The 25,044-nt window shown below is 65.4% G+C and carries 20 protein-coding genes; 9 read left to right on the forward strand and 11 right to left on the reverse strand.

What is annotated here, in order from left to right; translation table 11 throughout:
- Positions 1 to 2: 2 nt before the first annotated feature.
- The 4 genes from NG900_RS15225 to NG900_RS15240 form a co-directional block, all read right to left on the reverse strand.
- Complete coding sequence (locus NG900_RS15225; RefSeq protein ID WP_252681854.1) at positions 3 to 851, reverse strand: TauD/TfdA dioxygenase family protein; 849 nt, start codon at positions 849 to 851, stop codon at positions 3 to 5.
- Between the two features lie 9 nt (positions 852 to 860).
- Positions 861 to 1,841, reverse strand: a complete 981-nt coding sequence (locus tag NG900_RS15230; protein WP_252681856.1) for a quinone oxidoreductase family protein — start codon at positions 1,839 to 1,841, stop codon at positions 861 to 863.
- Between the two features lie 127 nt (positions 1,842 to 1,968).
- Positions 1,969 to 3,306: an MFS transporter gene (locus tag NG900_RS15235; RefSeq protein WP_252681858.1), complete on the reverse strand. Its 1,338-nt coding sequence runs from the start codon at positions 3,304 to 3,306 to the stop codon at positions 1,969 to 1,971.
- A gap of 70 nt (positions 3,307 to 3,376) precedes the next feature.
- Positions 3,377 to 4,432: a beta-keto acid cleavage family enzyme gene (locus tag NG900_RS15240; RefSeq protein ID WP_252681860.1), complete on the reverse strand. Its 1,056-nt coding sequence runs from the start codon at positions 4,430 to 4,432 to the stop codon at positions 3,377 to 3,379.
- A 143-nt stretch (positions 4,433 to 4,575) separates the two neighbouring features.
- Between NG900_RS15240 and NG900_RS15245 the strand changes: the two genes are divergently transcribed.
- Complete coding sequence (locus tag NG900_RS15245) at positions 4,576 to 5,613, forward strand: AraC family transcriptional regulator (protein ID WP_252681862.1); 1,038 nt, start codon at positions 4,576 to 4,578, stop codon at positions 5,611 to 5,613.
- On the opposite strand, the gene NG900_RS15250 is transcribed toward NG900_RS15245, so the two are convergent.
- Together NG900_RS15250 and cls are read right to left on the reverse strand one after the other, a co-directional pair.
- Complete coding sequence (locus NG900_RS15250) at positions 5,607 to 6,890, reverse strand: MFS transporter (protein WP_252681864.1); 1,284 nt, start codon at positions 6,888 to 6,890, stop codon at positions 5,607 to 5,609. The two genes, NG900_RS15245 and NG900_RS15250, sit on opposite strands and share 7 nt — an antisense overlap.
- 88 nt (positions 6,891 to 6,978) lie before the next feature.
- Positions 6,979 to 8,412 (reverse strand): cardiolipin synthase, encoded by a 1,434-nt coding sequence (gene cls, locus NG900_RS15255; RefSeq protein ID WP_252681866.1) that lies wholly within the window; start codon positions 8,410 to 8,412, stop codon positions 6,979 to 6,981.
- Positions 8,413 to 8,596: 184 nt separating this feature from the next.
- Between cls and NG900_RS15260 the strand changes: the two genes are divergently transcribed.
- Complete coding sequence (locus tag NG900_RS15260; RefSeq protein ID WP_252681868.1) at positions 8,597 to 10,336, forward strand: phospholipase D family protein; 1,740 nt, start codon at positions 8,597 to 8,599, stop codon at positions 10,334 to 10,336.
- An 83-nt stretch (positions 10,337 to 10,419) separates the two neighbouring features.
- On the opposite strand, the gene NG900_RS15265 is transcribed toward NG900_RS15260, so the two are convergent.
- A complete protein-coding gene (locus tag NG900_RS15265) occupies positions 10,420 to 10,560 on the reverse strand; it encodes an entericidin A/B family lipoprotein (protein WP_024978581.1) in 141 nt (46 codons plus the stop codon).
- A 297-nt stretch (positions 10,561 to 10,857) separates the two neighbouring features.
- On the opposite strand from NG900_RS15265, the gene NG900_RS15270 reads away from it, so the two are divergent.
- A complete protein-coding gene (locus tag NG900_RS15270) occupies positions 10,858 to 12,426 on the forward strand; it encodes a methyl-accepting chemotaxis protein (RefSeq protein ID WP_252681870.1) in 1,569 nt (522 codons plus the stop codon).
- Positions 12,427 to 12,486: 60 nt separating this feature from the next.
- Here the strand turns inward: NG900_RS15270 and NG900_RS15275 are convergent, their stop codons facing one another.
- Both NG900_RS15275 and NG900_RS15280 read right to left on the reverse strand, forming a co-directional pair.
- The gene (locus NG900_RS15275; RefSeq protein WP_252681872.1) at positions 12,487 to 13,899 is read right to left on the reverse strand and encodes a bifunctional diguanylate cyclase/phosphodiesterase; all 1,413 of its coding nucleotides are present in this window, start codon (positions 13,897 to 13,899) and stop codon (positions 12,487 to 12,489) included.
- 219 nt (positions 13,900 to 14,118) lie between these two features.
- Positions 14,119 to 15,024 (reverse strand): flagellar brake protein, encoded by a 906-nt coding sequence (locus NG900_RS15280; RefSeq protein WP_252681874.1) that lies wholly within the window; start codon positions 15,022 to 15,024, stop codon positions 14,119 to 14,121.
- Between the two features lie 121 nt (positions 15,025 to 15,145).
- Between NG900_RS15280 and NG900_RS15285 the strand changes: the two genes are divergently transcribed.
- Positions 15,146 to 15,667, forward strand: coding sequence for a GtrA family protein (locus tag NG900_RS15285; protein ID WP_252681875.1), 522 nt, complete (start codon positions 15,146 to 15,148; stop codon positions 15,665 to 15,667).
- Here the strand turns inward: NG900_RS15285 and NG900_RS15290 are convergent.
- Positions 15,664 to 16,134 (reverse strand): hypothetical protein, encoded by a 471-nt coding sequence (locus NG900_RS15290; protein ID WP_252681877.1) that lies wholly within the window; start codon positions 16,132 to 16,134, stop codon positions 15,664 to 15,666. The two genes, NG900_RS15285 and NG900_RS15290, sit on opposite strands and share 4 nt — an antisense overlap.
- 652 nt (positions 16,135 to 16,786) lie before the next feature.
- Here NG900_RS15290 and NG900_RS15295 point away from each other — a divergent pair.
- On the forward strand, positions 16,787 to 18,139 hold the full coding sequence (locus NG900_RS15295) for a diguanylate cyclase domain-containing protein (RefSeq protein WP_252681880.1): 1,353 nt from the start codon (positions 16,787 to 16,789) through the stop codon (positions 18,137 to 18,139).
- Between the two features lie 116 nt (positions 18,140 to 18,255).
- Here NG900_RS15295 and NG900_RS15300 read toward each other — a convergent pair whose 3' ends face one another.
- Positions 18,256 to 18,984 carry a GntR family transcriptional regulator gene (locus tag NG900_RS15300; protein ID WP_252681882.1) on the reverse strand — a complete coding sequence of 243 codons (729 nt, stop codon included), beginning with the start codon at positions 18,982 to 18,984 and terminating at the stop codon, positions 18,256 to 18,258.
- Between the two features lie 179 nt (positions 18,985 to 19,163).
- Here NG900_RS15300 and NG900_RS15305 point away from each other — a divergent pair, with 179 nt between their 5' ends.
- The 4 genes from NG900_RS15305 to NG900_RS15320 all read left to right on the forward strand — a co-directional run bounded on the left by NG900_RS15305 (position 19,164) and on the right by NG900_RS15320 (position 25,020).
- Positions 19,164 to 20,384, forward strand: a complete 1,221-nt coding sequence (locus NG900_RS15305) for a pyridoxal-phosphate-dependent aminotransferase family protein (RefSeq protein ID WP_252681884.1) — start codon at positions 19,164 to 19,166, stop codon at positions 20,382 to 20,384.
- 160 nt (positions 20,385 to 20,544) lie between these two features.
- The gene (locus NG900_RS15310; RefSeq protein WP_252681886.1) at positions 20,545 to 21,852 is read left to right on the forward strand and encodes an MFS transporter; all 1,308 of its coding nucleotides are present in this window, start codon (positions 20,545 to 20,547) and stop codon (positions 21,850 to 21,852) included.
- A gap of 93 nt (positions 21,853 to 21,945) precedes the next feature.
- On the forward strand, positions 21,946 to 23,469 hold the full coding sequence (locus tag NG900_RS15315) for an amidase family protein (protein WP_252681888.1): 1,524 nt from the start codon (positions 21,946 to 21,948) through the stop codon (positions 23,467 to 23,469).
- A 102-nt stretch (positions 23,470 to 23,571) separates the two neighbouring features.
- Positions 23,572 to 25,020, forward strand: a complete 1,449-nt coding sequence (locus NG900_RS15320) for an MFS transporter (RefSeq protein ID WP_252681890.1) — start codon at positions 23,572 to 23,574, stop codon at positions 25,018 to 25,020.
- The last annotated feature ends 24 nt before the right edge of the window (positions 25,021 to 25,044 follow it).

Genomic DNA, 25,044 nt, shown 5'->3' on the forward strand with positions numbered 1-25,044 from the left:
CGTTAAAACGGCTTGCTGCCGATGATGCCGGCGCGCTCCATCTTGCGATGGCAGGGCGCGTAGTCCATGACCGCGTAGTGCTGCGTGGCGGTGTTGTCCCAGATGGCCACGCTATTCGGCTTCCAGCGCCAGCGCACCTGGTATTCAGGAATGTACGCTTGGCTGATCAGGTAGCGCAGCAGGTCCGCTGCGCCGCCCGTAGCGTCTTGACCGTAGCGCACGCGTGCGGGCGTGTGGTAGTTCGTGAAGTGCGTGGTGAAGCCGTTCACGTACAGCACCTTCTCGCCGGTCTCGGGGTGGGTGCGCACCACGGGGTGTTCGGGGTCGGGGTATTGCGCCTTGAGCGCGAGACGCTTCTCGATCGGCATCGCGGCGCCGAAGCTCGATTCGATGCTGTGGCGCGCGCGCAGGTCGGCAATCTCGTGCTTCACGTCGTCGGGCAGCTTTTCGTAGGCGAGGGCCATGTTGGCCCACATGGTGTCGCCGCCCACGGACGGGCATTCCACGCAGCGCAGCACGGCGCCGAACTGCGGCGCTTCGCGCCACGTGGTGTCGGAGTGCCAGCAGTTTTCGTAGCGGTCGTTCGGCTGTTCAGGCGTCTTGTAGATGCGCACGAGGCCGGGGTGCTCGGGGTCGCTGCCGGCCACGGGGTGGTCTTCCAGATCGCCAAAGCGGCGGGCGAAGGCGACATGCTGCGCACGGCTCAATTCCTGATCGCGCAAGAAGACCACGCGATGCTTGAGCAGCGCGGCGCGGATCTCCGCAAACAGGTCGTCGCTCTGCACCGCGTCGGCCAGTTGCACGCCGATCAGCTCTGCACCGAGTGCGTTGGTCAGTGGTTCGATACGCATGGCGGTGCCTCAGATGACGAAGACGGACGAGCCCGTCGTCTTGCGCGATTCCAGATCGCGGTGCGCCTGCACGGCCTCTTCGAGTGCGTAGCGCTGGTGGATCTCGATCCGGATGCGGCCTGCTGCGACGTGGTCGAACAGCTCGCCGGCAAGTTCTGCCTTCTCAGCCGGATCGGCGATGTAGTCCGCCAGGGCAGGGCGCGTCAAATAGAGCGAGCCCTTGCGCGCCAGCAGTTGCGGATCGAACGGCGGGATCGGGCCCGAGGCCGTGCCCACGCACACCATCAGCCCGCGCCGCTTGAGCGAATCCAGCGAGGCGTCGAAGGTGCTCTTGCCCACGCTGTCGAACACCACGTTCACGCCCACGCCGTCGGTCAGCTCGCGCACGCGCTTTGCGACGTCTTCCTGCGCGTAGTTGATGACGTGGTCGCAGCCATGCGCGCGGGCGATGTCCGCCTTGGCTTCGCTCGATACGGTGCCGATCACCGTCAGGCCGAGCAGCTTGGCCCACTGCGAGACGATGAGCCCCACGCCGCCCGCCGCTGCGTGCAGCAGCACCGTGTCGCCCTTGGCAAACGGATAGATGCGGCGCAGCAGGTAGGCCGAGGTCAGGCCGCGCATGGTCATGGCGGCTGCGGTTTCGCAGGCAATGGCATCCGGCAGCTTGATGAGCGGGGCGGCGGGAATCAGCCGCTCGGTGCTGTACGCACCCAGCGTGTTGATGAAGCCGGTGTAGGTGACGCGGTCCCCTTCGGCGACATTGGTGACGCCATCGCCCACGGCCTCGACGATGCCGGCGGCTTCAACGCCCATGCCAGCGGGCAGCGGCACAGGATACAAGCCGGAGCGGAAGTACGTATCGGCAAAGTTCAGGCCCACGGCCTCGTGGCGCAAGCGGACCTGGCCGGGGCCCGGTCGTCCGACTTCAACGGTCTCGCAACGCAAGACTTCGGGGCCGCCGGTTTCGTGAAAGCGGACTGCGGTTGCCATGTGTGTCTCCAGTGTCAGCAATGTTTTGGGGTGCGCGCCGCCTGCGTGGCCACAAGGTGAGCCACGTTCAAAGCGGAGAGGGAGGGGTGCCTTGGACGGCGGCGCGCGGTTAAGCGGAATCAGGCGGTCATGCAGAGGCCACGGCAGGCGGTGTGCCGGTGGGCGCTGCATCCAGCGACACGTCGGCGACGCGCTTGAGCTCGGTTTCATAGCTGCGTGCCGCCAGCAGCATGCAGGCCGCCGCGGCCACGCCAAAGAGCGGCATCACCGCCAGCGCGGTCTGCAGGCCCCACGCGTCGGACAGTGCTCCGCCCACGAACGGACCGATGGCCAGCCCGAAGAGGTTCTGGAACAGCGACAGCACTGCGGCTCCGGTCGAGCGCACGCCCGGGTGGATCACGTCAAACACCACGCTCGATGCCGGTGCCACCGTGCACGTCATCAGAAAGCCGCCAAAGGCGATCAGCAGGAACTGTTGATTGGCCGGCATGGTGGTGCCGAAGGCCGTCATGAACACAAGCAGCGTGACGATGGTCAGCGCCGCCACCACGAGCAGCCGGTTGCGTTGACGGCGCGCGGCCACCACGTCTGCCACCACGCCCCACACGAAGGCGCCGAGCGCGCCGCACAGCACCACCAGTGCTGCCTGCATGGCTGCACGGTCCGGGGGCGTGCCGTGATAGCGGTTCAGATAACTCGGCAGCCACGACCAGATGGTCGACACGACGATCAACTGGAACGCCGCGCCCAGGCACGTCCACCACAGCGTGCGGGAGCCGGTGAGCGCCGTCACCACGCGCTGCAGGGCCGAGCCCGCCGTCTGGCGAGCCTGCTCGTATGGCGCCATCGCCACGGTCTTGTAGTCCGGCACGAACACGTAGAGCAGCGCCAGCACCAGCCCCGGCACGCCCACCACACCAAAGGCTGCCTGCCAGCCCCAATGCGAGGCAATCACGCCGCCGAGCAGCACGCCCAGCACCGCCCCGACCGAACCGGCCGCAAAGAACGCGCCCATCAACGTGGCACGCAGGCGCTTGGGGAAAAGACTGGCGATGAGCGCCGCACCCACGGAGCCATAGCCGGTTTCACCCACGCCAACGATGGCACGCGCCGTGAACAGTTGCGCGTAATTGCGCGTGAACATGCACGAGATGGTGGCCAGGCTCCACACCGTCGCCATGACGACGATGCTCTTGACGCGGCTGAAGCGGTCGGCCAGCAGCGCCACCGGCAAGCCGCCCACCGCCACCACAATCGAGATGACGGAGACCAGCGCGCCCAGCTGCTTGTCCGACAGCGCCCAGGCCGCTTTCAGATGCGGGAACAGCGACACGATGACTTGCCGATCGATGTAGTCGAACAGCATCAGCGCAAAGGTCATCGCAAACGCAAACCACGCCTGGGGTCGGCTGACGAGGTAGCCGTCGTGGTGGTCTGCGCGCAGGTCGGCAGCATGCAGATTCATGGTTGTCTCCGAGTGGCGGCGCTTGCGTTGAGCGCCGCCTGTGTTGGGCCCGGTGAAGCTCGCTTGTAGTTTAGGCGGCGCGCAGCGGCAGGTTCTTCACGTTAGGCGCGCGGTTGGGCGACATGCCGTTCTTCGCCAGCGTCTCTTCCACGCTGTCGTACTGCACGCCAATGCGATAGATCGCCCGTGCTTCCTTGCCGCTGGCAATCTCGCGGCCCAGCTCTTTCGCCACGCGCACACATTGCTCGATCTGCTGCACCGAGGTCATGCGGTTGCCGTGCTGATCAATGATGGTGTCTTCAATGCCGCAACGCGGATGCAGGCCCATTGCCATGGCCATCATGTTGAACGGCAGCACGTTCTTGAGCAGCGACTCCGCCGTCAGCGTGCAGCCATCCGGCGCGCGGTGGATGAAGTTGAAGAAGTTGAACGGGTTGGGGCCGTCAAAGCCGCCGCCAATGCCGATCCACGTGAGGTTCAGCGGGCCCTTGTAGACGCCCTTGCGCACCAGGCGTTCGAGCGTTTCCAGTGCATGGATGCCCGTGAGCTGGAAGTGCGGCTGCACGCCCGAGGCTTGCAGGCGGCGCAGGTGCTCTTCCAGCCAGGCGGGGCCGGCAGGTACGGTCATCTCGGAATAGGCCGCCGCCAGCGCCGGGTTGGCCAGCGAGGTGCCTTCCAGATACGCCGGGTACAGCAGCTCCATGATGTTCATCTGCGTGGTGTTGACTGCCACCGTTACCTGATCAGGCGTGGGGGTCAGGTCAGCCAGCATGTGGCGCGTGTCGTCTGACAGCCACTTCGCGGCCTGGCCTTCGTCTTCCGGCGCAAACGAGATCGAGCCGCCCACCTGGATGATCATGTCGGGCACCGCGGCGCGCACGCCGGCAATCAGCTCGTTGAACTTCGACAGCCGCTTGGAGCCCTTGCCATCCAGTTCGCGCACGTGCAGGTGCAGCACGGTGGCGCCGGCGTTGTAGCAGTCCACGGCCTTTTGCACCTGTTCTTCCATCGTGACCGGGATGTCTTCCGGAAAATCTTCCGGCGCCCATTCCGGGCCGTACGGCGCAACGGTAATGACGACTTTGTCCTGGTTCTCGGGGTGCAGCGAATCATCGAGGAATTGCATGGTTGGCTCCGGTAGGGGAAGTCTCGGCTGGACTCCACTATAGGGAAGCGGTACGGTTCAATTTCTCATTTGGCGCCAAGTTTTTCTCTTTGCGCGCCATTCCGTGTAAACACCAAGACGACCGGAACCCGGCAGACAACCCGATGGAAACGATGGTGCGCGCCCGATCGCTCAACGGCTACTTTCAGGTCGTGCGGCGGCTCGGCTTCAACCCGCAGGAGGCCTTGCGGCAGGTCGGCCTGGACCCGGCCAAGCTGGCCGATGCGGAGCAACTCGTGCCGGTGGTGGCGACGTGCCAGTTGATGGAGCTCACTGCCGCCAGCGCACCGTGCCCCACGCTCGGCCTGCAGATGGCCGAGGCGCGGCAGGAGCTGGACTTCGGGGTGCTCGGGCTGTTGCTGGGGCACAAGCGTACGTTGCGCGAGGCGCTGCAGGCCATCATCCAGTACCGCCATCTGTTGAACGAGGCATTGGCGATCTATCTGGAATCCGACGGCGATATGGTCGTCATTCGCGAAGAGGTGATCGCCGAGATACCGGTGCCGCTACGCCAAGTCAACGAACTGGCAGTCGGCGTGCTGGCCCGCACATGCAGCGCGCTGCTGGGGGTGCACTGGAAACCGCGCGCCATCCATTTCACGCATGCAGCGCCGGCCGATGTCAGCATGCACCGCCGCATGTTCGGTTGTCCGCTCGTGTTTGACAGCGATTTCAACGGCATCGTCTGCGCCGCGGCCGATCTGGAAACCCCCAACCCTGCCGCCGATCCGGCCCTGGTGCGGTATGCGGAAAGCCTGGCCCAGCCGCTCAACGTATCGGGGCCGGACGCGATGGTGCAGGAGGTGCGGCGCGCGGTGTACCTGCTGCTGCCGCTGGAGCGCGCTTCGGTTGAACAGGTGGCAGAGCATCTGCACCTGAGCGTGCGTACGTTGCAGCGGCAACTGGATGCAGCTGGCGCGACGTTCTCCGAGCTGGTGGAGGAGGTGCGCCACAACCTCGCCATCCGCTACATGGCCAATCCGAGCTACCGGATCGGACGCGTGGCGGCGTTGCTGGGCTATACGCGGCAGGCGTCATTCACGCGCTGGTTCATCGCCCATTTTGGGATGACGCCGCGCGCGTGGCGCGATGCGCAGACTCAGCCGCAGAACCAACCGCAGACCCAACCGCAGCCTCAATAGGCTTGGGCCGGATTGAACGCGGCATCAGCGTCGTCCGCTTCCGGTTGACGCATCAGCCGCACCGCGGGCGATTGCAGGATGCACAGCAGCTGCAGCGCAAAACCGGCCAGCGCCACCAACAGGCAAGCCCCCACGCCAGCTTGCGCAGCAAGCCACGCAGCCAGCGCCGCCCCCACGGGCCGTGCGCCATACGACATCACGTTCACCGCCGACACGCGCGCGAGCAGCGCGGGTGGCGTTACTGTCTGCCGCAGCGTCGTCGTGGAGACCACCCACAGGATCGGCCCGCAGCCCAGCAGGAAGAACCCCGCATGGGCAAGCGCCGGCCAGGGTTGCCACAGCGTCGCTGCAAGCAACGCGCCGCCAGCCAACCCGCACACCGGGCCCGTCGCGACGACATATCCAAAGCGCCAGCGCGCCAGAATGCGTGCCGCCAGCAGCGCGCCGATCACCATGCCCGCGCCGTACATTCCCAAAGCCAGCCCGATGGCTTGCGCAGACAGGCCGAGTCGATGCGCCGCGTACGGAACAAAGATGGCGAACACCATGAAGATGGCTGCGGTGAAGATGAACTGCGTGGCGAATACCGGCCGCAGCAGCGGATGTTGAAACACGAAGCGCGCGCCTTCCGCAATGTCGCGCAGCGCATGCGCCGTGCGCCGTCTCGCCGGGAGAGGGGAAGCCACGCCCGCCAGCAGCGCGGCCGCCGCAGCCGACAGCGCCGCCGCCAGCACGAACGCCGCCATGGCCCCTGTCCAGCCGATCAACGCACCGCCAATGGCGGGGCCACAGGCAAACGCCACCGTGCGTGCCAGCTCGATGCGGCCGTTGGCCCGCGAGAGCATTGCCGCCGGCACCAGCGCTGGCACCAGCGCTGGCACCAGCGCCGGCGCTGCCACGCTGAACACCACGGTACCGCATACGGCCACAAAGCCCAGTACGCCCAGCGCTGCCAGATTCAGGTGCCCGGTCACCAGCAAGCCGGCCACCACGAACAGCGCCGCCGCGCGCGCGGCTTCCGCACCTGCCATCAGCGTGCGCTTGGGCCAGCGGTCCGCCAGCATGCCGATGGGAATGGCAAACAGCACGAACGGCAGCGTCAGCGCCACCTGCAGCCAGCTTGCGGTGCTGGCGTCCGCATGCAGTGTCAGAACGGCTACCATGGGCATGGCCGCCAGCGCGATCTGCTCAGCCGACTGCGCGGCAAGGTTGGAGCCCGCGAGCCGGTTAAAGCCGGCCGGCAGGCGGTCGATGGAGGGGGCAAGGGGACAGTGCATCGCGCATCTCCTGAAGGCGTTGGCTTCAGGTTAGGGATGGCGACGTGTGGACGCGCTCCGCTTCTTGCGGGCGAATTCGAAGCGCGGATTACAGGATCGGCGCGAACAGCTTGGCCACGTGCATGATCACGCGGCGCAGCGGGTGGGCGTGCTCGTACTCGTCGCGGCCGACGCGGGTGGCTTCGGCAAAGTCGGCTTCGAGCATCTGCGTGACGTCGTTGGCGAATCGCTCGTCGGCCGTCACGATCATCAGCTCGAAGTTCAGGCGGAACGAGCGGTTATCGAGATTGGCGCTGCCCACAGCGGCGGCATCGTCGTCGATCAGCACAACCTTCTGGTGCAGGAAACCCGGCAGATAGCGGTAGATCTTCACGCCCGCGCGGATGGCCTGGTACGCATACAGGGTCGAGGCCAGGAACACGACGCGGTGGTCGGGTCGCGACGGGATCAGGATGCGCACGTCCACGCCGCGCAGCACGGCCAGGCGCAGCGCGGCAAACACGGCTTCATCGGGGATGAAGTAGGGTGTGGTGATCCACAGCCGCTTGCGTGCGGATTGGATGGCTTCCATGAAGAACAGCGAGCAGGTCTCCTGCTTGTCGGCCGGGCCGCTGGCCACCACTTGGCAGACCATGTCTTCTTCGGGACGCAGCTCGGGCACGATCAGCTGCGGTACCTCGTGCGCGGCCCAGTACCAGTCTTCGGCAAAGGTGAGCTGCAAATCCATCACCGCCGCGCCGACGATTTCGATATGCGTGTCGCGCCACGGTGCGAGCGGCGGGTTCTCACCCAGGTATTCGTTGCCGACGTTGTGGCCGCCCACGAAGGCGCGCTCGCCGTCCACCACCACGAGCTTGCGGTGGTTGCGGAAGTTGAGCTGGAATCGGTTGACGAAACCGGCGTGCGTGGAGAACGGCTTGGCCTGTATGCCGCCGTCGGTCAGGCGCTGCACGTAGTGGCGCGGCAGGGCATGGCAGCCGATGCTGTCGAAGAGGAAATACACCCGCACCCCGGCGCGGGCCCGTTCGAGCATGAGCTCGGCCAGGCGGCGGCCGAGCGAATCGTCATGCACGATGAAGAACTGCACGATCAGCACGCGTTGCGCCTGGGCAATGGCCGCGAAGATGGCATCAAAGGTTTCCGCGCCGTTGACCAGCAGCCGCACGCGGTTGCGCGCCAGACACGGCATGCCCGTGAGCCGCGGTAACGCTTGCATGCAAGCGTGCTGCGGCACGACCACGCAGGACTCATGGTCGCGCAGGCGGCGCCAGTCGTCGGATAGGGTGATCTCGCGCATGCGCGCGTTGTTGAAGCGCCGCGCATCCACATAGCCGGCAAAGGTGCTGCGCCCGAAGATCAGGTACGGGATCAGCGTGAACTCCGGCAGCGTGACCAGCGAGATGGCCCACGCAATGGCGCCCTGCGAGGTCCGCACGGTCAGCACGGCATGCATGGCCGCGAGCACGCCCACGCAGTGCACAACGAAGAGGAATGCGGCAAATACCGTGGTATTGGTCAGCATGGGAGCAGCAGAGAAGAGCACGCGTTGGGCATTTTGACATGCCCCGGGTGGCGTCGGACAAACACGGATATTGACCCGGCTGGCATTTGACGTAGTCTGGCCGCCAAGTCGGTGCAGGCACGCCGCATGCTGATGTGCAGTTGAAGTCCTGTCAGCCCCCCGGTAGCAAAACACGACATAGAACATGCAAGGACACCGGAAGATTCCTCCCTCTGCGCTTCTGCGCGCGTGGCTTGCCTGCTTGGCCGCCACGCTGTTGACTGCGTGCGCCAGCCTGCCCGAGAACGTGGAGCGGCCTGCCACGACCGCGCTGCCCAAGGCGGAATCCACCACCGCGCTGGGGCGACTGGTGCAGGCGAGCGCGCCGTCGCCCGAGGTGTCTGGCTTCCGGCTGATCCCGTCGGGCGAGGAAGCCTATGCAACCTTGCTCACGCTGGCTGATCGCGCCGAGCGCACGCTTGACTTGCAGTACTTCATCATCGAGAGCGACAACAGCGTGCGCGAGCTGATGCGCCACGTGCTGGCCGCTGCCGAGCGCGGCGTGCGCGTGCGCGTGCTGGTCGATGATCTGCACAGCGACGGGCGCGATCTGGCCTTCCTGAAGTTCGCCTCGCACAAGAACATCGACGTGCGGCTGTTCAACCCGTTTCCGGGCGGGCGCATGTCGAATTTCACACGCTACCTGAGCGGCGCGGCCGAGTTCCGCCGCGTCAACCGGCGCATGCACAACAAGGCCTTCATTGCCGACAACGCCTTGGCCGTCACGGGCGGGCGCAACCTGGGGGCGGAGTACTTCACCCAGGACAAGACCACCAATTTCGTCGATCTGGATGTGCTGGTTGCAGGGCTGGCGGTGCGGCAGTTGTCGGCGGCGTTTGATACGTACTGGAACAGCGAGTTTGCCTATCCGGTGCAGGCCTTGGTGCCCGAACGCAGCGAGGCGCATCCGCCGGAACAGAAGGAGGGCAACTATCCGCCGCCGGTCTCGGTGCCCCGCAGGCCGGAAGGGCCGCTGCCGCATATCGACGTGCCGACGTCTCCGATCGATCTTGGCTCGGGCTCCGGCTCCGGGCCGCAGGAATCCACCCGGTACATCACCGATCCTGAGCAGCGGCGCCTGCGCAACCAGACCGATCTGGCCAACCCGACGCCCACGGATCCGTTACCGCTCAGGCCGGCTCTGCGCGACTGGTTCCTCGCTGACCAGATTGCCCGCAACCGTCTGCGGCTGGAGTGGGCGCCCGCGCAGGTGATCGTCGATCGCCCGGCCAAGGTATCCGGTGACGAGGTCGAGCCCGGCGGCGAGCGTCTCGCCCAGACGCTGCTGCGCCTGATTGACGAAGCCCGGCGGGAGGTCGTGTTGATCTCGCCGTACTTCGTGCCAGGCAAGCGCGGTGTGGACGTGGCCAAGCGCCTGCAGGAGCGTGGGGTGCGGCTGCGCGTGCTGACCAACTCGCTGGCCGCCACCGATGCGCCCATCGTGCACGTCGGGTATGCCAAATACCGCGGCGCGCTCGTCGACGACGGTGTCGAACTGTACGAACTGCGCTCCACGCTGGGCGATCGCCCGAAGGTGGTCGGCTCGTTCCGTTCGGCGCAGGCAAGCCTGCATGTGAAGTCGATCGTGGTGGACCGCAGCACGCTATTCGTCGGTTCGATGAACATTGACCCGCGCTCCATCGGCCTGAATACCGAGACCGGCCTCATTATCCGCAGCCCGGTGCTGGCGCAGGCGGTGGCCAAGCTCTTCGATGATGCGGTGGGGAGCAGCGCCTACCGCGTGACCAAGGTGGATGGACAGCTGCGCTGGACCGCGCATCAGGACGGCAAGGAGATCGTGGTCGATCACGAGCCCGACGTGGGCCTGGGCCGCCGGGCGTGGATCCAGATGCTGGCGCCGTTTACTCCGGAGGAGCTGCTCTAGCGCGGCGCCCAAAAAGAAAAAACGCCGCGGTGTGCGGCGTTTTTTTCAACTCAGGCTAGGCAATCTGCCGGGCCTTCGCGGCATTACATCTTCTGCTTGGTGTTGTCGGCGGCGTTTTCCAGCTTCTGGCCACCCGTCTGGATGTCCTTGCCCATGCCTGCCATCGTGTTGCAGCCAGCCAGCACGACGCAGCCCAGGGCCAGCAGTGCAATCAGTTTCTTCATCTTGATCCCCTTATGAGCAGTGCGGTAACCCGCACGATTTCGCGTGATTGCCACCCAGGCGGTGGCGCAAGCCGCATTTTAAAACCAGCCCGCAGCGCAGGGTGCGCCTGAGGCATCTTTTTTACACTCTTAGACATCACTTGCGGCGCATTCCGGACATTTGCGCAGGTGCCCTCTACTTCTGCCCGCCCTTGCCGTTAGGACATTTCGGGAGTGAACCGGGTGCCGGAACCAGCGGCGCGTCCAAGGCGGCATAAGACAGCGCGCCAGACGGCCCAACCATGCAAGGAAGAAAACATGTGGAAGTGGATAGATACGAGCATTCGCACGCGGCTGACGATGTTGGTGGCCGTGTTCGCGGTAATGATTGCAGTGGTGGGGGTGGCGGGCATCACCACGGGCCGGGCCACCAACGCGGATCTGCGCGCGGTATATCTCGAGGATGCCAAGGGCCTGGACCTGTTGGCCAAGGACACCATCAACCTGTTGTGGGCACGCATTCACCTGACCAACTTTGATTCGGTCTCGTCGCCCGAAGAACTCAAGAAGCTGCTGACCGACGCGCACACGATGGTCAATTCGGCCAACGATGCGTGGGCGCAGTTCATGAAGCTGCCGGTTCCAGACGCAGACCGCGCCCAGTTGCAGGCCGCCGATGCCGCGCGCACCAAGTTCGTCAAGACGGCACTGGAGCCCGCTATCGCAGCGCTCGAACGCAGTGACCTCACGACGTATCGTGACCTCAACACGACGCAGGTGCCCAAACTCTTCGTTGAGTACGACACGGCGCTCGGGCCGCTCGTTGGGGCGCGCTTCAAGTACGGTCAGGCGCGTTTCGACAACTCGCAGTCGCGCTACGCCATGAGCATCTGGATCTCGGGCGGGCTGCTGGTGGCGGCGCTGGTGCTGTCGGTGGTGGCGCGCGGCGTGCTCGGCCGCACGGTGGTGCGTCCGCTGGAGCGTGCCATCCAGGTGTTCGAGCGCATGGCATCGGGCGATCTCGCCACGCGCATGGAAGGCCAGACCGCTGCCGGCCGTCGCGATGAAACCGCGCGCCTCATGCACGCGGTCTCGTCGATGCAGACGAGCCTGCAGCAGATCATCGGCCAGGTGCGAACGGGGTCGGACTCGATCGCCAGCGCCACCAAGCAGATCGCCGCCGGCAATGCCGACCTGTCGCAACGCACGGAGCAGCAGGCTTCGTCGCTGGAAGAAACGGCATCGAGCATGGAAGAGCTCACCAGCATCGTGAAGCAGAACGCCGACAACGCACGTCAGGCCAGCACGCTGGCGGTCAATGCATCGGACATCGCCGTCAAGGGCGGGGAAGTCGTGGGCCGCGTGGTCGAGACCATGGCCGGCATCAACGAGAGCAGCCGCAAGATTGCCGACATCATCGGCGTGATCGAGGGCATTGCGTTCCAGACCAACATCCTCGCCCTGAACGCTGCGGTGGAAGCCGCGCGCGCGGGCGAGCAGGGCCGTGGCTTTGCCGTGGTGGCCGGCGAGGTGCGCAGCCTCGCGCAGCGCAGCGCCACGGCGGCCAAGGAAATCAAGGCGTTGATCGGCGACTCGGTGGGCCGCGTGCAGAACGGCTCGACGCTCGTGGCCGAAGCCGGTACGGTGATCGACGAAGTGGTGGTGGCCGTCAAGCGCGTGACCGACATCATGGGCGAGATCAGCGCGGCGTCGGAAGAGCAGAGCAGCGGCATCGAGCAGGTCAACCAAGCCGTCACGCAGATGGACCAGGTCACACAGCAGAACGCCGCGCTGGTGGAGCAGGCGGCCGCGGCCGCGGAATCGCTGGAGGAACAGGCGGAGGCGCTGCGCAGCGCGGTGTCCGTCTTCCGCGTCGAGCGCGCATAAGCGGCGCCGCTCACCATTCGCAGGCAACAACGCCCTTCCATTGCGGGAGGGCGTTGTGCTTTACGGCATCAGATCGCGTGCGCGTTCGGCAATCACGTCTTGTGTGTCGTCGATCCAGCGGGCAGGGAAGGGCTGCGACAGCAGGTAGCCCTGGATGACGTCACACCGGCAGGCGCGCAACGCGTGCAGCTGTGCGGCGGTTTCCACGCGCGTGGCCGTAACGGGCACGCCGGCGGTGTGCGCGGCGGTCACCAGGCGCTGCAGCGCACCGTGTTCATGCGGATCGGCAATCGCGCTGACGATGGCCTGATCGAGCTTGACTTGATCCGGGCGGAAGGTTGCGAGGCAATCGAGGCTGTGCGCGGTGGCACCGAAGTCTTCCACGGCCACGCGTGCGCCGCAAGCGTGCAGGGCGTCTACGGCCTGGCGCGCTGCGCCGTCGGCACGTTGCAGCGTGTGCTCCGACACCTCGAACACCAGCCGCGCCGTGGGCACGGCGTGGCGTGCGGCAATGTCGCGGACAACGTCGCTGAGCTGCGGGTCGAGCAGCTCAGCGACCGACAGATTGACGGCTGCATGCACGCCCGGCTGATGCCGTGTGCTGTTGCGCCCCGCACGCTGGGATTCTTCTCGCAGCAACCCGGCCAGCATCTGTGCGGCGTTGTCGAGCACCCAGCGGCCCACCTCGTGGATGTCGCCCGTCTGCTCCAGGATCGGCAGGAAATCGGCCGGTGCCACGCCGCCCAGTTCCGGCGAGATCCACCGCAGCAGGAATTCGTAACCGACGATCCGCCCGTCGGCCAGGCTCAACTGCGGCTGCAGGTTCAGGCTGAACTGCCGGCGCGCGAGCGCATGGCGCAGCTGCGCGGCCAGGCGCGGGTGTTTGGCAACGGCGTCGTGTTCATCGGCAGTGGCGTGGGTGCCGCCCGGCGGTGTGCCCGCCGGGGCATACAGCGCCGGGCTCGGTTGGGCACCGTGCTGGGCGCCATACAGCGCACGGTCGGCCTGCTCGATCAGCCGCGCGGCGTCGGCGGGCGTGCTCTCGAACAGCGTCATGCCGATGCTGCACGAGCACACCAGCTCGTAGCCGTGCGTGATGAAGGGCCGCGTGAGGGTCGCAGAGATCCGTCGTGCAAGGTCGTGCACATCCTGCGCCGAGGCGAAGTCCGCGCAGGCAACGGCAAAGGTTTCGGGGCCGACCCGTCCGACGATGGGCGCTCTGCCGTCTCCCGCCGCCGCGCACAGCGATTCAAGCCGCCCCGCACATTCAACGATGACCGCGTGCGTGGCCAGTGGCCCGAGCGTGGTGGTCGCCTCGGCAAAATGATCGAAGCCAATCAGCAGCAGTGCGCCGATGGCGCCTTGCCGAGCGGGTTGCGGCATCGTTGCCAACAGCTGGACGAATCGTCCGTGGTCCGGCAATCCGGAAATGGGATCCAGACCCGTTGGCGCGGCAGGCCTAGCGCGACTCATAAATGGGGCGTCCTGCAAATACCTTTAAAACGGAACTGCGTGCGTCTGATGCGCGTCAAGTCGTGACTTCATCACAAAAAGTCTGTGCGCATCATAAGCTGAAAGCCAGCCATCTTGATCGGTTTATGGCGGCTTTGGGTGGGAATCCGGCTCGCTTTTTTAACGTTTAACGGCAATGAATTCTGGTAACAGCGTTTTGCACATCTACCTCGCTGCACGTTACACCATGCGTTGGCCGCCCCAAAGCAACTGTTCATAGATAAAGCATTGCAACAGCATTTTTTGCGCCGCGACCAATTCGATGAATTCGACGCCGTATTGATAGATGTTAGGCAGATCCGCAGGCTTCTCACTGCGAATGAGCGCGGCGGCCACGAGTTCGGAATGGTAGTCACGCGTTTTCACCCGAAAGCGCAGGCGTGCCGGCGCACCGCTGACTTCCAGCCGATGCGCGGAGCGGAACGACGCGCCCGTCGTGCTGATGTCGGAGATATGGATCATGCGCGGCTGCTCGCCGCTCACCAGCATCTTGCCGACCACGTTGGCGCGTACACGCAGCGATTTGCGCAACGTGCGGTTCTTGATTCGGCGCGGCTGCGACAGCACCACGTATTCGAACGGCACGCGGCACACCGCCATCACCACGCATTCAAAGCTGGCAATGCCTTCGCCCGAGAAGGCGTGGACTTCCACCAGTTCATCCTTGACCGGCATGACAGTGCGGCCGCTGTCGGTGGGCATGGTGATGAGCAGGTGGCGCTGCGGGCTGTAGCCCATTACGCGTGCGGCACCCTTGGTCTGGCCGGCGCCGGCGGTCAGGCGCACGGTCAGCATGCCGCCTGGGCGCAGGCCCAGGAGCTCCATGGCGATCGTGCGCTCTCCGTCCAGGTCGTCGCCCATGTCGGGAAACAGCGTGTTCGGGAACGGCGTGTTGGCGAACGCGGGTGCGGGCGCGGGAGGGCCATCCGCCTGACGGTGCGGGCGGTGCAGCGTGAACAGCAGGTCGATCTCCTCTGGCGAGTGGATGACGTCGCCCTTGGGCACGAGCAGTTGCCCGTCGGCGTCAAGCATCGGCCACGGCAGGGGGATCGCAAGCGGAATGTCGAGAGGTTGAAGTTCGAGCATGGCAATGAGGCGCCCGCAGCCGCGCGGGCCCCACGCTTCTATACGGCCAAATCTTGCACAACTTTAAGCGCACTGATCTGAAGCGCACGGACGGTGGCACGCGAGTTGCGGCCCGGCTGCCATGATCGAGCACAATGCAGGTTCCAAGGTGGACGGGGCGGGCGCGGCCATGGCTTCTCGGCGGCATTTCTGGGCAGCGGTGGTGCAGTTTGCGCGCTATGTCGTGATCGGCGGCGGTGCAACGCTAGCGCACTACGTGGTGTTGTTCGGGTTGGTGCAGGTGGGTGTGTCGCCGTGGCGGGCGTCGGTGGCCGGCAGCGTGATCGGAGCCACGCTCAATTACTTCATCAGCCGGCAAGCCGTGTTCAACAGCACGCGCGGACACATCGGCGCAATGGTGCGGTTCGGCCTGGTGGCCTTTCTGGCGCTGGGGTGCAATGCCACCATCATGGCCATCGGGCTGGGGCTCGGGTTGTACTACCTGATTGCGCAGATGTTCGCCTCGGCCATCACGGCGGTCTTCAACTTTCTGGTGCACCGGTACTGGACGTTCCGCGATGCCGCCGCCGTGGGCGCGCTGACCGAGCCGCAACCGGCCATCGTGCCGGAGCGGCCCACCCGCAACAGGTCCGGGCAGCCTTAGTGATGGCTCACCACGCCGCGCAGGCGCGAGGGCGTCTCGGCCACGAACGTGACCTCGCCAATGCCGTCAGCCGGCGGCGCGGGGCCGTCGTCGAGCAGGCGTTCGACCACGAGGTGCACGTCGATCACGTCGGCCACGCCCGATGCCTCGAGTGAGACCAACGCCGCCAGCTGCGCGATCGCAAACGTATCCGCGAGCAGCGGGGTGTCGTCGTGGAGATCGCCGGTGATACGGGCAGGTGAGCGGCCCTCTGCGGCGCGGCTGGGATGGTGTGCTGCGTCACGTGCCCGATACGCGAGGTAGGCGTCGGCAAAGTGCACGCGATGGGCCTCGAACACGCGCACGGCGGCGGTGAGGGCATCGTCAATCCATGCCGGGTCGACCGGTTGGTTGCCCTCGGACAAGCCCGCCAGCTTCAGGGCATAGCGGTGCGTGTGCGTGCCGGGGGCGATAAAACTCAATTCCATACGACCTCCCACAACCGCGACTGTGCGCCGCGGCTCGCCGTGTTTGATTTCGCCCCCCGATAGCGATACTCCAGAATAGTAACGGAGCCGCCCTTCTGCGCATTTCGTTCTTCCGGATGAATTTTGCGGCTTTGTTTTCACCTTGAGACATTTGCAATGTGGAGATTGCGGCGCATCGAACTGACGGCCGGCCGCCGCGGCGCCCCTGCCGGCCGGCACGACCTAGCCGAATGGCTAGCTGTCCGGAAAGGGGTGCGGGTGTACAGTCGATCGTTGGTCTGGCGGCGCCAGACAGGCGTTGATATGTGACGCCAGCAAACGCAGACGGGAATGACGCGGGGCGCGTTTCCTTCGCGTCGTTCCGCGCAAGGGGGGCAACCGATCGGCCCGTGTCCCCTCGCGGGAAGGGATTGCCCCGTTAACCCGCGGCTTCTATAGTCCGCCTCGATTCGTGCGCTTGCAACGCACCCGGTCTGTCGGCTGGCCCGTTGGTCAACTGGGCCACACAGACCACGAGACCGGTTACGGGGATCCACGCCGACCGCCAGCGCACCGCCCAACGCAGACCCTTGCGTCATGGCGCCTTTGCGGCGGGATGGCCATTACATCATCCATGCCCCCGGGACTGCCGCATTCGCGAAACTGCATCGCCATGCTTGAGGACCACCACTTGTACAAGGCTGCGATCGAACATTCGCCGATAGGGATTGGCCTGTGCGCGCCGGAGGGTCGCTTCCTCGACGTGAACCGTGCGCTGTGCGCGCTGACCGGCCACCAGGCCCAGGCGCTGCGCACGCGCGACCTGTTTGACCTGTGCCACCCGGATCATGCGGAGCGCGCGCGGCATGACGTGAAGGCGCTGTTGGCGGGCCAGCGCGATGCGCTGTCGATGGAAACGCGGCTGGTGCGCGAAGATGGCACCACCGTCTGGGTGCAGACCGATGTGGCCGTGGCGCGCGATGACGGCAATGAGACCCGGCACCTGGTCGTGCAGATGCAGGACGTGACGGCGCGGCGCCTGGCGCTGGAATCGTTGCGTGCGTCGGAACAACGTTTGGCCTACGTGCTCGACGGCGCGGGGCTGGGTACGTTCGATTGGTCGATGCGTGCGCGGCACGTGTCGTTCAACCGCCGCACGGCCGACATGCTGGGCTACGAGCCCGCCGAGTTGCCCAACGACCCCGATGCATGGTTTGCCATGGTGCACCCGCAGGATGCGGCGTTGAGCGCGCGACGCATCTATCGCCACATGCGCGGCGATGCCGACAGTTTTGAAGTGGAGCAGCGCATGCGGGCCGGCCACGGACAGTGGATCTGGGTGGCTGCGCGCGGCCGCGTCACCGAGCGCGATGCCCGCGGCATGGCCACGCGCGTGAGCGGTACGTTGCTCGACGTCACCCAGCGCCGCACCGCGCTCGACCAGGCCCATCATCTTGCGCTGCATGACCCGCTGACCGATCTGCCAAACGCGCGCCTGCTGCGCGATCGGCTGTTCGTGGCCATTCAGGCGGCGCGTCGGGCGCGTAGCCAAGTGGCGGTCGTGTTCATCGATCTCGATCGATTCAAACCTGTTAACGACGAGTATGGCCACGGCGTGGGCGATCTCGTCCTCAAGGCCACCGCGGTGCGGCTGCGCAGCGGCCTGCGCGCGTCGGACACGGTCGCGCGCCTGGGCGGCGATGAGTTTGTCGCCATCCTCACCCACTGCGCCACGCGCGACGATGTGACGCAAACCGTCGAGCGCCTGGTCGAGCAGCTGCAGGCGCCGTTCCGTGTGGAGGGTCATGTGCTGTCGATGGGCGTGAGTGCCGGCGTGGCGCTGTACCCGGCTGACGGGCGCGATGCCGCCACGCTCATCCGCAATGCAGATGCCGCCATGTATGAAGTCAAGCGTGCCGGCGGCAACGGCTTCGGCTTCCATGCCTCGCTCAACTACGAGCGTTTGATGGGCATGCGATCGCGCGACCGCGATCATGACCTTGATGGCGAGGCCGACGCGCACTAGGCCTCGGCTGAGGTAGTAGGTACGGCAGCGCAATGCGTGCCCGCCACTAGGCGTCCAGACGGGGCCTTGGGGGCGATGCGAGCGATGGCGACATCGCTCGCGCCGCAGAACCGGATTCAGGTTCCCGTCTTCTCGGGTATCTCCGTGGTTTCATTGGCCATCATGGTCAGCACGGCATCGCGCTTGTCCAGCAGATGCTTGCGCAGAATGGCTGCGAGCCGCTTGCCGTCACGCGCTTCGAGCGCCACGAGCATGTCTTCATGGTCGTGAACCGCGTTGTCCCATTTTGTCGTCTGGTAGTTCGACCGGAAGCGCAGCGCCTGCAGCCGCCGGTTGACGGCCAGGTACGTCTGCCGCAAGGCGGCATTGCGCGCCGCCTCATTGATACGGTCGTGGATCTGCCGGTTGAGGCTGTAGTAGCCGGGCAGGTCGTTCTGCGCGCGGCAGGCCAGCATGGCGTAGTGCAGCGCTTTGATCTCTGCGAGCTCGACGGCGGTGATGCGCTCGCACGCCAGTTCCCCTGAAAACGCTTCCAGGCCACTCATCAACTCGAAGGTGTCGCGCACCTCGGTGGGCGAGAGGCTGGACACCGTTGCCCCACGGTTGGGCGAGATATCGATCAATCCTTCTGCCGCCAGCACCTTCAGCGCTTCGCGCAAGGGGGTGCGCGAGATTCCCAGTGTCTCGCACAGCTCACGCTCGTTGAGCTTCATGCCGGCCTTCAGCACACCCTCCACGATGAAATTCCGCAGGTGATCGACCACGGTGTCGTGCAGGCGCTGCCGTTCAAGCCTTGGCAGCGCGGCAACGGCCGAATGTTGGCCCGGAATTGTTGGATCTTGCATACAAAGTCCAGAAAAACGTTCTGTTATCCATTCTAGCAGACGCGGATGTGACTCAAAGACAGGGCTCGAACTCCGTAAAGACTCGGGTAAACACGGGCCATTTTGGGTGGGCGGCGCCCTATCGCGATGCGGTATGCACTGATAAAGTATTTTGCATGCAAAATTCAACAGGAGGGCAAATGCAGAAACTCGACTTCCACCCCGCAGGCCGTCACTTCCTTCAGATCCCCGGGCCGAGCCCCGTTCCTGATCGCATCCTGAGGGCCATGAGCTATCCGACGATCGACCATCGCGGTCCGGAATTCGGGGCACTGGGGCTGAAGGTGCTGGCCGGTATCAAGAAGATTTTCAAGACCGAGCAGCCGGTCATCATCTATCCGGCATCCGGCACGGGAGCTTGGGAGGCTGCGCTGTCGAACACCCTGAGCCCGGGCGACACGGTGTTGATGTTTGAAACCGGCCACTTCGCCACGCTATGGAAAAAGATGGCCGAGAGCCTGGGCCTGCGCCCCGAGTTCCTGGGGCTGCCGGGCATCGAGGGATGGCGCCGTGGCGTGCAGCCCGACATGATCGAGGCCCGCTTGCGCGCCGATACCGCCCACACCATCAAGGCGGTCTGCGTGGTGCACAACGAGACGTCGACCGGCGTCACTTCCGACATCGCGGCGGTGCGGCGCGCGATTGACGCGGCAGGCCACCCGGCGCTGCTGCTGGTCGACACGATCTCTGGGCTCGCATCGGCTGACTACCGCCATGACGAGTGGGGCGTGGACGTGACCGTTTCGGGCTCGCAGAAGGGGCTCATGCTGCCGCCCGGCATCAGCTTCAACGCGGTCTCGCAGAAGGCGATCGAGGCCTCCAGGAGCGCGAAGCTGCCACGCGCCTTCTGGGGCTGGGACGAGATCATCGAGATGAATCGCTCCGGCTACTGGCCGTACACGCCGAACACGAATCTGCTCTATGGCTTGTCGGAAGCGCTGGACATGATTCTCGACGAGGGGCTCGACAACGTCTTTGCGCGCCACCAGCGGCTTGCCGAGGCATGCCGCCGCGCCGTACGCGCCTGGGGGCTGGAGATCCAGTGTGCCGACCCGTCCGTCTACAGCCCGGTGCTGACCGGCGTGATGATGCCTGAGGGCGTCGACGCGGATGCCGTGCGTCGCACCATCTACGACCGCTTCAACATGTCGCTGGGCACTGGTTTGGGGAAGGTGCGCGGCCGCATGTTCCGCATTGGCCATCTGGGTGACTGCAATGACTTGACGCTGATGGCTGCGCTCACAGGCTGCGAGATGGGGCTGAAGCTCTCAGGCGTTTCCGTGGCGGCAAGCGGGGTGGTCGCTGCCATGGAGTATCTGGCGGCCCACGCCACACCGTTGTCGCTCAAGGCGGCAGCCTGAAAGGGCGGCGATGCCATCTTCGTCGATGGCATGAATGCTGCATCGCTGCGGCAGCCTGTACGCTGCCCGGCCGCAATCGGAAGCACGCGCCGAAAAAGAGCGCGGATCGGGGGCAGGAGCGGGAATCGCCCTGACCCCCGAACAACCAAGGAGGAAGACTGTGGACACTACCCTGCAGGCGGGTGCGAAGGTAAGGTCGTACGAAGACGCGGTGTATCGCAAGGTCACCTGGCGGCTCGTTCCGTTTCTCATGATCTGCTTCCTGATCGCGTACCTTGATCGGGTCAATGTCGGTTTTGCGAAGCTGCAGATGTCTCAGGATCTGGGCTTCAGTGAAACCGTGTACGGCTTGGGTGCCGGCATCTTCTTCATCGGCTATTTTCTCTTCGAGGTGCCGAGCAACCTGGCGCTGCATCGGTTCGGGGCCAAGATCTGGATCGGCCGGATCATGGTGACGTGGGGCCTGCTGTCTGCGTGCTTCGTGTTCGTGAAGACGCCGACCGCGTTCTACATCCTGCGCTTCCTCCTGGGCTTGGCCGAGGCTGGCTTTACGCCTGGGATCGTCTACTTCCTCACCTGCTGGTATCCGTCGCAACGGCGCGCCAAGATCATGGCGCTCTACTGCATGGGTTCGCCGCTGTCGGGCATCATCGGCAACCCGCTGTCGGGCTATCTGATGGGCAGCATGGCTGGCGTTGGCGGCTGGGCAGGGTGGCAGTGGATGTTCCTCATCGAAGCCGTGCCGGCCGTGCTGCTGGGGCTGTTCTGCTTCTACTACCTGGACAGCTCCATCGCCAAGGCCAAGTGGCTCAGCGCGGATGAAAAGCGCGTGCTCGAACTGGCCAAGGCCGAAGAGAACAAGACGACCGAGCAGCGCCACGCACCTGTCGGCAAGGTGTTCACCGACCCGCGTGTCTGGCTCATCAGCGCAATCTGCTTCTGCTACGTCACGGGCCAGTACGGTCTGACGTTGTGGATGCCGACGTTCATCAAGTCGACCGGCGTGTCCGATCCGCTGCAGATCGGCCTGCTGAGCGCGATTCCGTACGTGGCCGCCATCGTCGCCATGTACCTGTTCGGGCGCAGCGCCGACAAGCACCAGGAGCGCCGCTGGCACCTGATCATCCCGTGCATGATGGGTGCAGTGGGTTTTGTCGCGCTGCCGTGGATCATGCACAGCACGGCGTTGTCGCTGGTGTTCCTGTCGATCGCGGCTGCCGGCATTCTGACCTGCTCGCCACTGTTCTGGTCGTTGCCGACGGCGTTCCTCAGCGGTGCAGCGGCAGCCACGGCCATTGCCATGAGCAACTCGATCGGCAACCTGGCCGGGTTCACCAGCGGCTACATGATCGGCTACCTGCGCGATGTCACGCAGAGCGGCAACAGCGCCTATTTCATGATCGCCGGGATGCTGACGCTGGGCGCCTTCCTGATCTGGACCTTGCCCGCCAAGCTGATCAATCGATAACCCGTCACCGGCCAACGGCGAGCCGCGCCTGCGCACGGCTTGCCGGTACGCCCAAAGACCCACGCCGCCATGCGCGGCGCACGGAACACACTGATGGACGCAGCATTGAAATCCACCGCCTCCGCACAGCCTGACCGAGCGCAGTTCGATGTGACGGACGCCACCGTCTCGGCCATTCATGCCGCGCTGCGCAGCGGCACGCTGACGGTGCAACAACTGGTGCACGGGTACGTGGACCGCATCTCCGCATTGGACCGTGATGGCCCGCGCATCAACAGCATTCTCGCGCTCAACCCGCATGCACTGACCGAGGCAGCGCTTGCCGATGCATGGCTGGCTGCCAAGCCCACCTATCCACTGCCGCCGCTGTTCGGCGTTCCCGTGCTGGTGAAGGACAACATCGAGTGCGCGGGCATGGAAGCGACCGCGGGGTCGGTCTGCCTGAAAGGCAACCTCGCCACAGACGACGCCTTCGTCGTGCGCCGCCTGCGCGAGGCCGGCGCCATCGTGCTGGCCAAGACCAACCTGCACGAGCTGGCCTCCGGCGGCGAGACGGTCAGCTCAATCCAGGGCCAGACCCTGAACCCCTACGATCTGACGCGAACGCCCGGAGGCTCCAGCGGAGGCACTGCCGCCGGCATCGCTGCCAACTTCGGCCTGCTCGGCGTGGGGACAGACGGCATCAACTCGATCCGCTCGCCGGCTTCGGCCAACAACCTGGTGGGCCTGCGCCCGAGCATGGGGTTGATCAGCCGGGCAGGGCTCATCCCGTGCGGGCTGACGCAAGACACCATCGGGCCGATCACGCGCACGGTGGCCGATGCCGCCGTCATGCTCGACGTGATGGCGGGCCATGACTCGGCCGATCCCATCACCAGCCAAGGCGCCTCGCATCTTCCAACGAGCTACACCCAGGCGCTCGATGCCGATGGGCTCAACGGTGCGCGCATCGGCGTGCTGCGCTCCTTCTTCGGCAGCGCGGACGTGCATGCGCCCGTCAACGATGTCATGCGGCAGGCGCTGGCTGTGATCGAAGCGCAAGGCGCAGCGCTGATCGACATCGACGACCCCATCGACCCCGACGTGCTGATCGCCGAGGTGCTGGCGCATCACTACGAAATGCAGCGCGATCTCGATGCGTATCTGGCGCGTTGTCCGTCCACCGTGGCGGTGCGTTCCATGGCAGACATCATCGCCCACGGCAACGCCCACCCGAGCGTGGCCGGCACGCTGAAGACCGCCGTGGCACTGGCCCACGACGAAGCTGCCTACCGCGAGCGCTTGCAACGCCAGGAAGCCCTGCGACAACGGCTGCTGGGATTGATGGCCGCGCATCGGCTTGATGCGCTGGTCTACCCACACCAGCGTCGCCTGGTCGCGCGCATCGGCGAGCCGCAGTCCGAGCGCAACGGCGTGCTCGCTTCTGCCACCGGCTTCCCGGCCATCGTGATTCCGGCGGGCTTCTCCTCGCCCGATGACGATGCGCCCCTGGGCGTGCCGGTCGGGCTGGAACTCTTTGGCCGTCCATTTTCTGAGCCCATGCTGCTGCGGTTTGCCTATGCAGCCGAGCAGGCGCTGCAAGCGCGCCGGCCGCCTCGCGCGACCGTGGCGGCATAGCGCTGGCCCGCGGGGGAGGGGTACGGCGCGGTTCACGGTTCACGGTTTTCGAAGTCAGGTTTGCGGGTACATCACAACGACAGCAAGTGCGGAGGAACGCAAATGGGTGCAGAAGCTGCAGTTCAGTCGTCGAGCTCACCTGGGCAGCATGAGCTGGATCGGGCTTTGGACGAGATTGGCGTAACGGCCTCTCACAAGAAGATCATCTTCCTGATCATGCTGGGGGTGATGTTCGATGTGTTCGAGCAGAATGCCGTCGGCCTGGTCGGCCCGCTCCTGCGGCAGCAGTGGGGCATTTCGGTGCCGCAGATCGCCTTCCTGAATACGCTGACCTTCAGTGCCGCAGCGCTCGGCCGTATCGGCTCGGGTTGGATCGCCGATCACTACGGCCGGCGCACGATGCTCAACGCCAATCTGCTGCTGTTCACGCTGGGCGCCATCATCTGCGCGCTGGCGCCCAACTATGGGGTCCTGGCAACGGGCCGGTTCATTGTGGGCATCGGTCTGGGCGGCGAGATCTCCATTGCCGTCACGATGCTCGCCGAGTTGTGCTCAACCCGGTTCCGCGGCACCGCGGTTGGGCTGGTAAGCGTCGGCAGCGGCGGGTTCGGCAACATGCTCGCCCCCGCATTCGGCCTGGCGGTGTTCGCCATGTTCCCTGGCCCCGACAACTGGCGCTGGCTGTTCGGCTGCCTGGTGGCGCCGGCAGTGTTTGTCGTCTTCTATCGCCGGTTCATTCCGGAGACGCCGCGGTTCCTGCTCTCCAAGGGCCGCGTGGATGACGCAAACGACGTCCTCAACTCGCTGGCGTCGGGACGGCTCGGCAAACACGCGGGTCCGGCCAAGCAGTACGTCAAGACATCGCTGCGCACAGAGGCGCATCGCCCCGCAGTGCGCTTGCGCGATGTCTTTCGCGGGCGGTTGGGCCGACGCACCGCTGCGCTCGGGGTGGCGGTCTGGATGACCTACGGCGCGCAGATCTCGGTGCTGACGCTGATGCCGACCATCCTGACGTCGCAGGGGTACACCATTTCCAAAAGCCTGCTGTTCACCATGGTGATGCAAAGCGGTAGCCTCTTCGGCGCCATCGCCGCGTCGTATTGCGGCTTCCACTTTCCCCGCAAACGCGTGTTGACGCTCGGTGCCGTGCTGGCCTGTGCGGCAGGCCTGAGCTTCGGCTTTCTGACGTACAACGTGGGGCTGGTGCTGCTGTTTGGCGCGTGCTTCACGTTCTGTGTCGTGCTGCTCAATACCTCGATCTGGATCTTCGCACCCGAGCAATATCCAACGGACGTGCGCGCGTTTGGCACATCTCTGATCCTGGCGCTGGGCACGCTGGCTGGTGCGCTCACACCGCTGGTCAGCGGACGCGTGTTCGAGACCTACGGCGTGGGCGGCATGTTCAGCATGCTGGCTGCGATGTACGCGGTCTTTGCGCTGGCCGTGCAGTTCGCGCCGGAGACGTTCGGCCGACCCATGGGCGAGACGGCGGATGACGACCGGCCAGAGGTGGCTGCCGACCGTCAGGCCGTTGGTGTAAGCGGCTCCTGATCTGGTTTTTACAGAACACCCTGT

Origin of the sequence: Ralstonia soli, assembly GCF_023955655.1 — a bacterium.
Taxonomy (GTDB): Bacteria; Pseudomonadota; Gammaproteobacteria; order Burkholderiales; family Burkholderiaceae; genus Ralstonia; species Ralstonia soli.

What these genes read in the sequence shown, in the direction of transcription:
- NG900_RS15225 (WP_252681854.1), bottom strand. Translation starts at nt 851, where the DNA reads ATGCGTATCGAACCACTGACCAACGCACTCGGTGCAGAGCTGATCGGC.
- NG900_RS15230 (WP_252681856.1), bottom strand. Translation starts at nt 1,841, where the DNA reads ATGGCAACCGCAGTCCGCTTTCACGAAACCGGCGGCCCCGAAGTCTTG.
- NG900_RS15235 (WP_252681858.1), bottom strand. Translation starts at nt 3,306, where the DNA reads ATGAATCTGCATGCTGCCGACCTGCGCGCAGACCACCACGACGGCTAC.
- NG900_RS15240 (WP_252681860.1), bottom strand. Translation starts at nt 4,432, where the DNA reads ATGCAATTCCTCGATGATTCGCTGCACCCCGAGAACCAGGACAAAGTC.
- NG900_RS15245 (WP_252681862.1), top strand. Translation starts at nt 4,576, where the DNA reads ATGGAAACGATGGTGCGCGCCCGATCGCTCAACGGCTACTTTCAGGTC.
- NG900_RS15250 (WP_252681864.1), bottom strand. Translation starts at nt 6,890, where the DNA reads ATGCACTGTCCCCTTGCCCCCTCCATCGACCGCCTGCCGGCCGGCTTT.
- cls (WP_252681866.1), bottom strand. Translation starts at nt 8,412, where the DNA reads ATGCTGACCAATACCACGGTATTTGCCGCATTCCTCTTCGTTGTGCAC.
- NG900_RS15260 (WP_252681868.1), top strand. Translation starts at nt 8,597, where the DNA reads ATGCAAGGACACCGGAAGATTCCTCCCTCTGCGCTTCTGCGCGCGTGG.
- NG900_RS15265 (WP_024978581.1), bottom strand. Translation starts at nt 10,560, where the DNA reads ATGAAGAAACTGATTGCACTGCTGGCCCTGGGCTGCGTCGTGCTGGCT.
- NG900_RS15270 (WP_252681870.1), top strand. Translation starts at nt 10,858, where the DNA reads ATGTGGAAGTGGATAGATACGAGCATTCGCACGCGGCTGACGATGTTG.
- NG900_RS15275 (WP_252681872.1), bottom strand. Translation starts at nt 13,899, where the DNA reads ATGAGTCGCGCTAGGCCTGCCGCGCCAACGGGTCTGGATCCCATTTCC.
- NG900_RS15280 (WP_252681874.1), bottom strand. Translation starts at nt 15,024, where the DNA reads ATGCTCGAACTTCAACCTCTCGACATTCCGCTTGCGATCCCCCTGCCG.
- NG900_RS15285 (WP_252681875.1), top strand. Translation starts at nt 15,146, where the DNA reads ATGATCGAGCACAATGCAGGTTCCAAGGTGGACGGGGCGGGCGCGGCC.
- NG900_RS15290 (WP_252681877.1), bottom strand. Translation starts at nt 16,134, where the DNA reads ATGGAATTGAGTTTTATCGCCCCCGGCACGCACACGCACCGCTATGCC.
- NG900_RS15295 (WP_252681880.1), top strand. Translation starts at nt 16,787, where the DNA reads ATGCTTGAGGACCACCACTTGTACAAGGCTGCGATCGAACATTCGCCG.
- NG900_RS15300 (WP_252681882.1), bottom strand. Translation starts at nt 18,984, where the DNA reads ATGCAAGATCCAACAATTCCGGGCCAACATTCGGCCGTTGCCGCGCTG.
- NG900_RS15305 (WP_252681884.1), top strand. Translation starts at nt 19,164, where the DNA reads ATGCAGAAACTCGACTTCCACCCCGCAGGCCGTCACTTCCTTCAGATC.
- NG900_RS15315 (WP_252681888.1), top strand. Translation starts at nt 21,946, where the DNA reads ATGGACGCAGCATTGAAATCCACCGCCTCCGCACAGCCTGACCGAGCG.
- NG900_RS15320 (WP_252681890.1), top strand. Translation starts at nt 23,572, where the DNA reads ATGGGTGCAGAAGCTGCAGTTCAGTCGTCGAGCTCACCTGGGCAGCAT.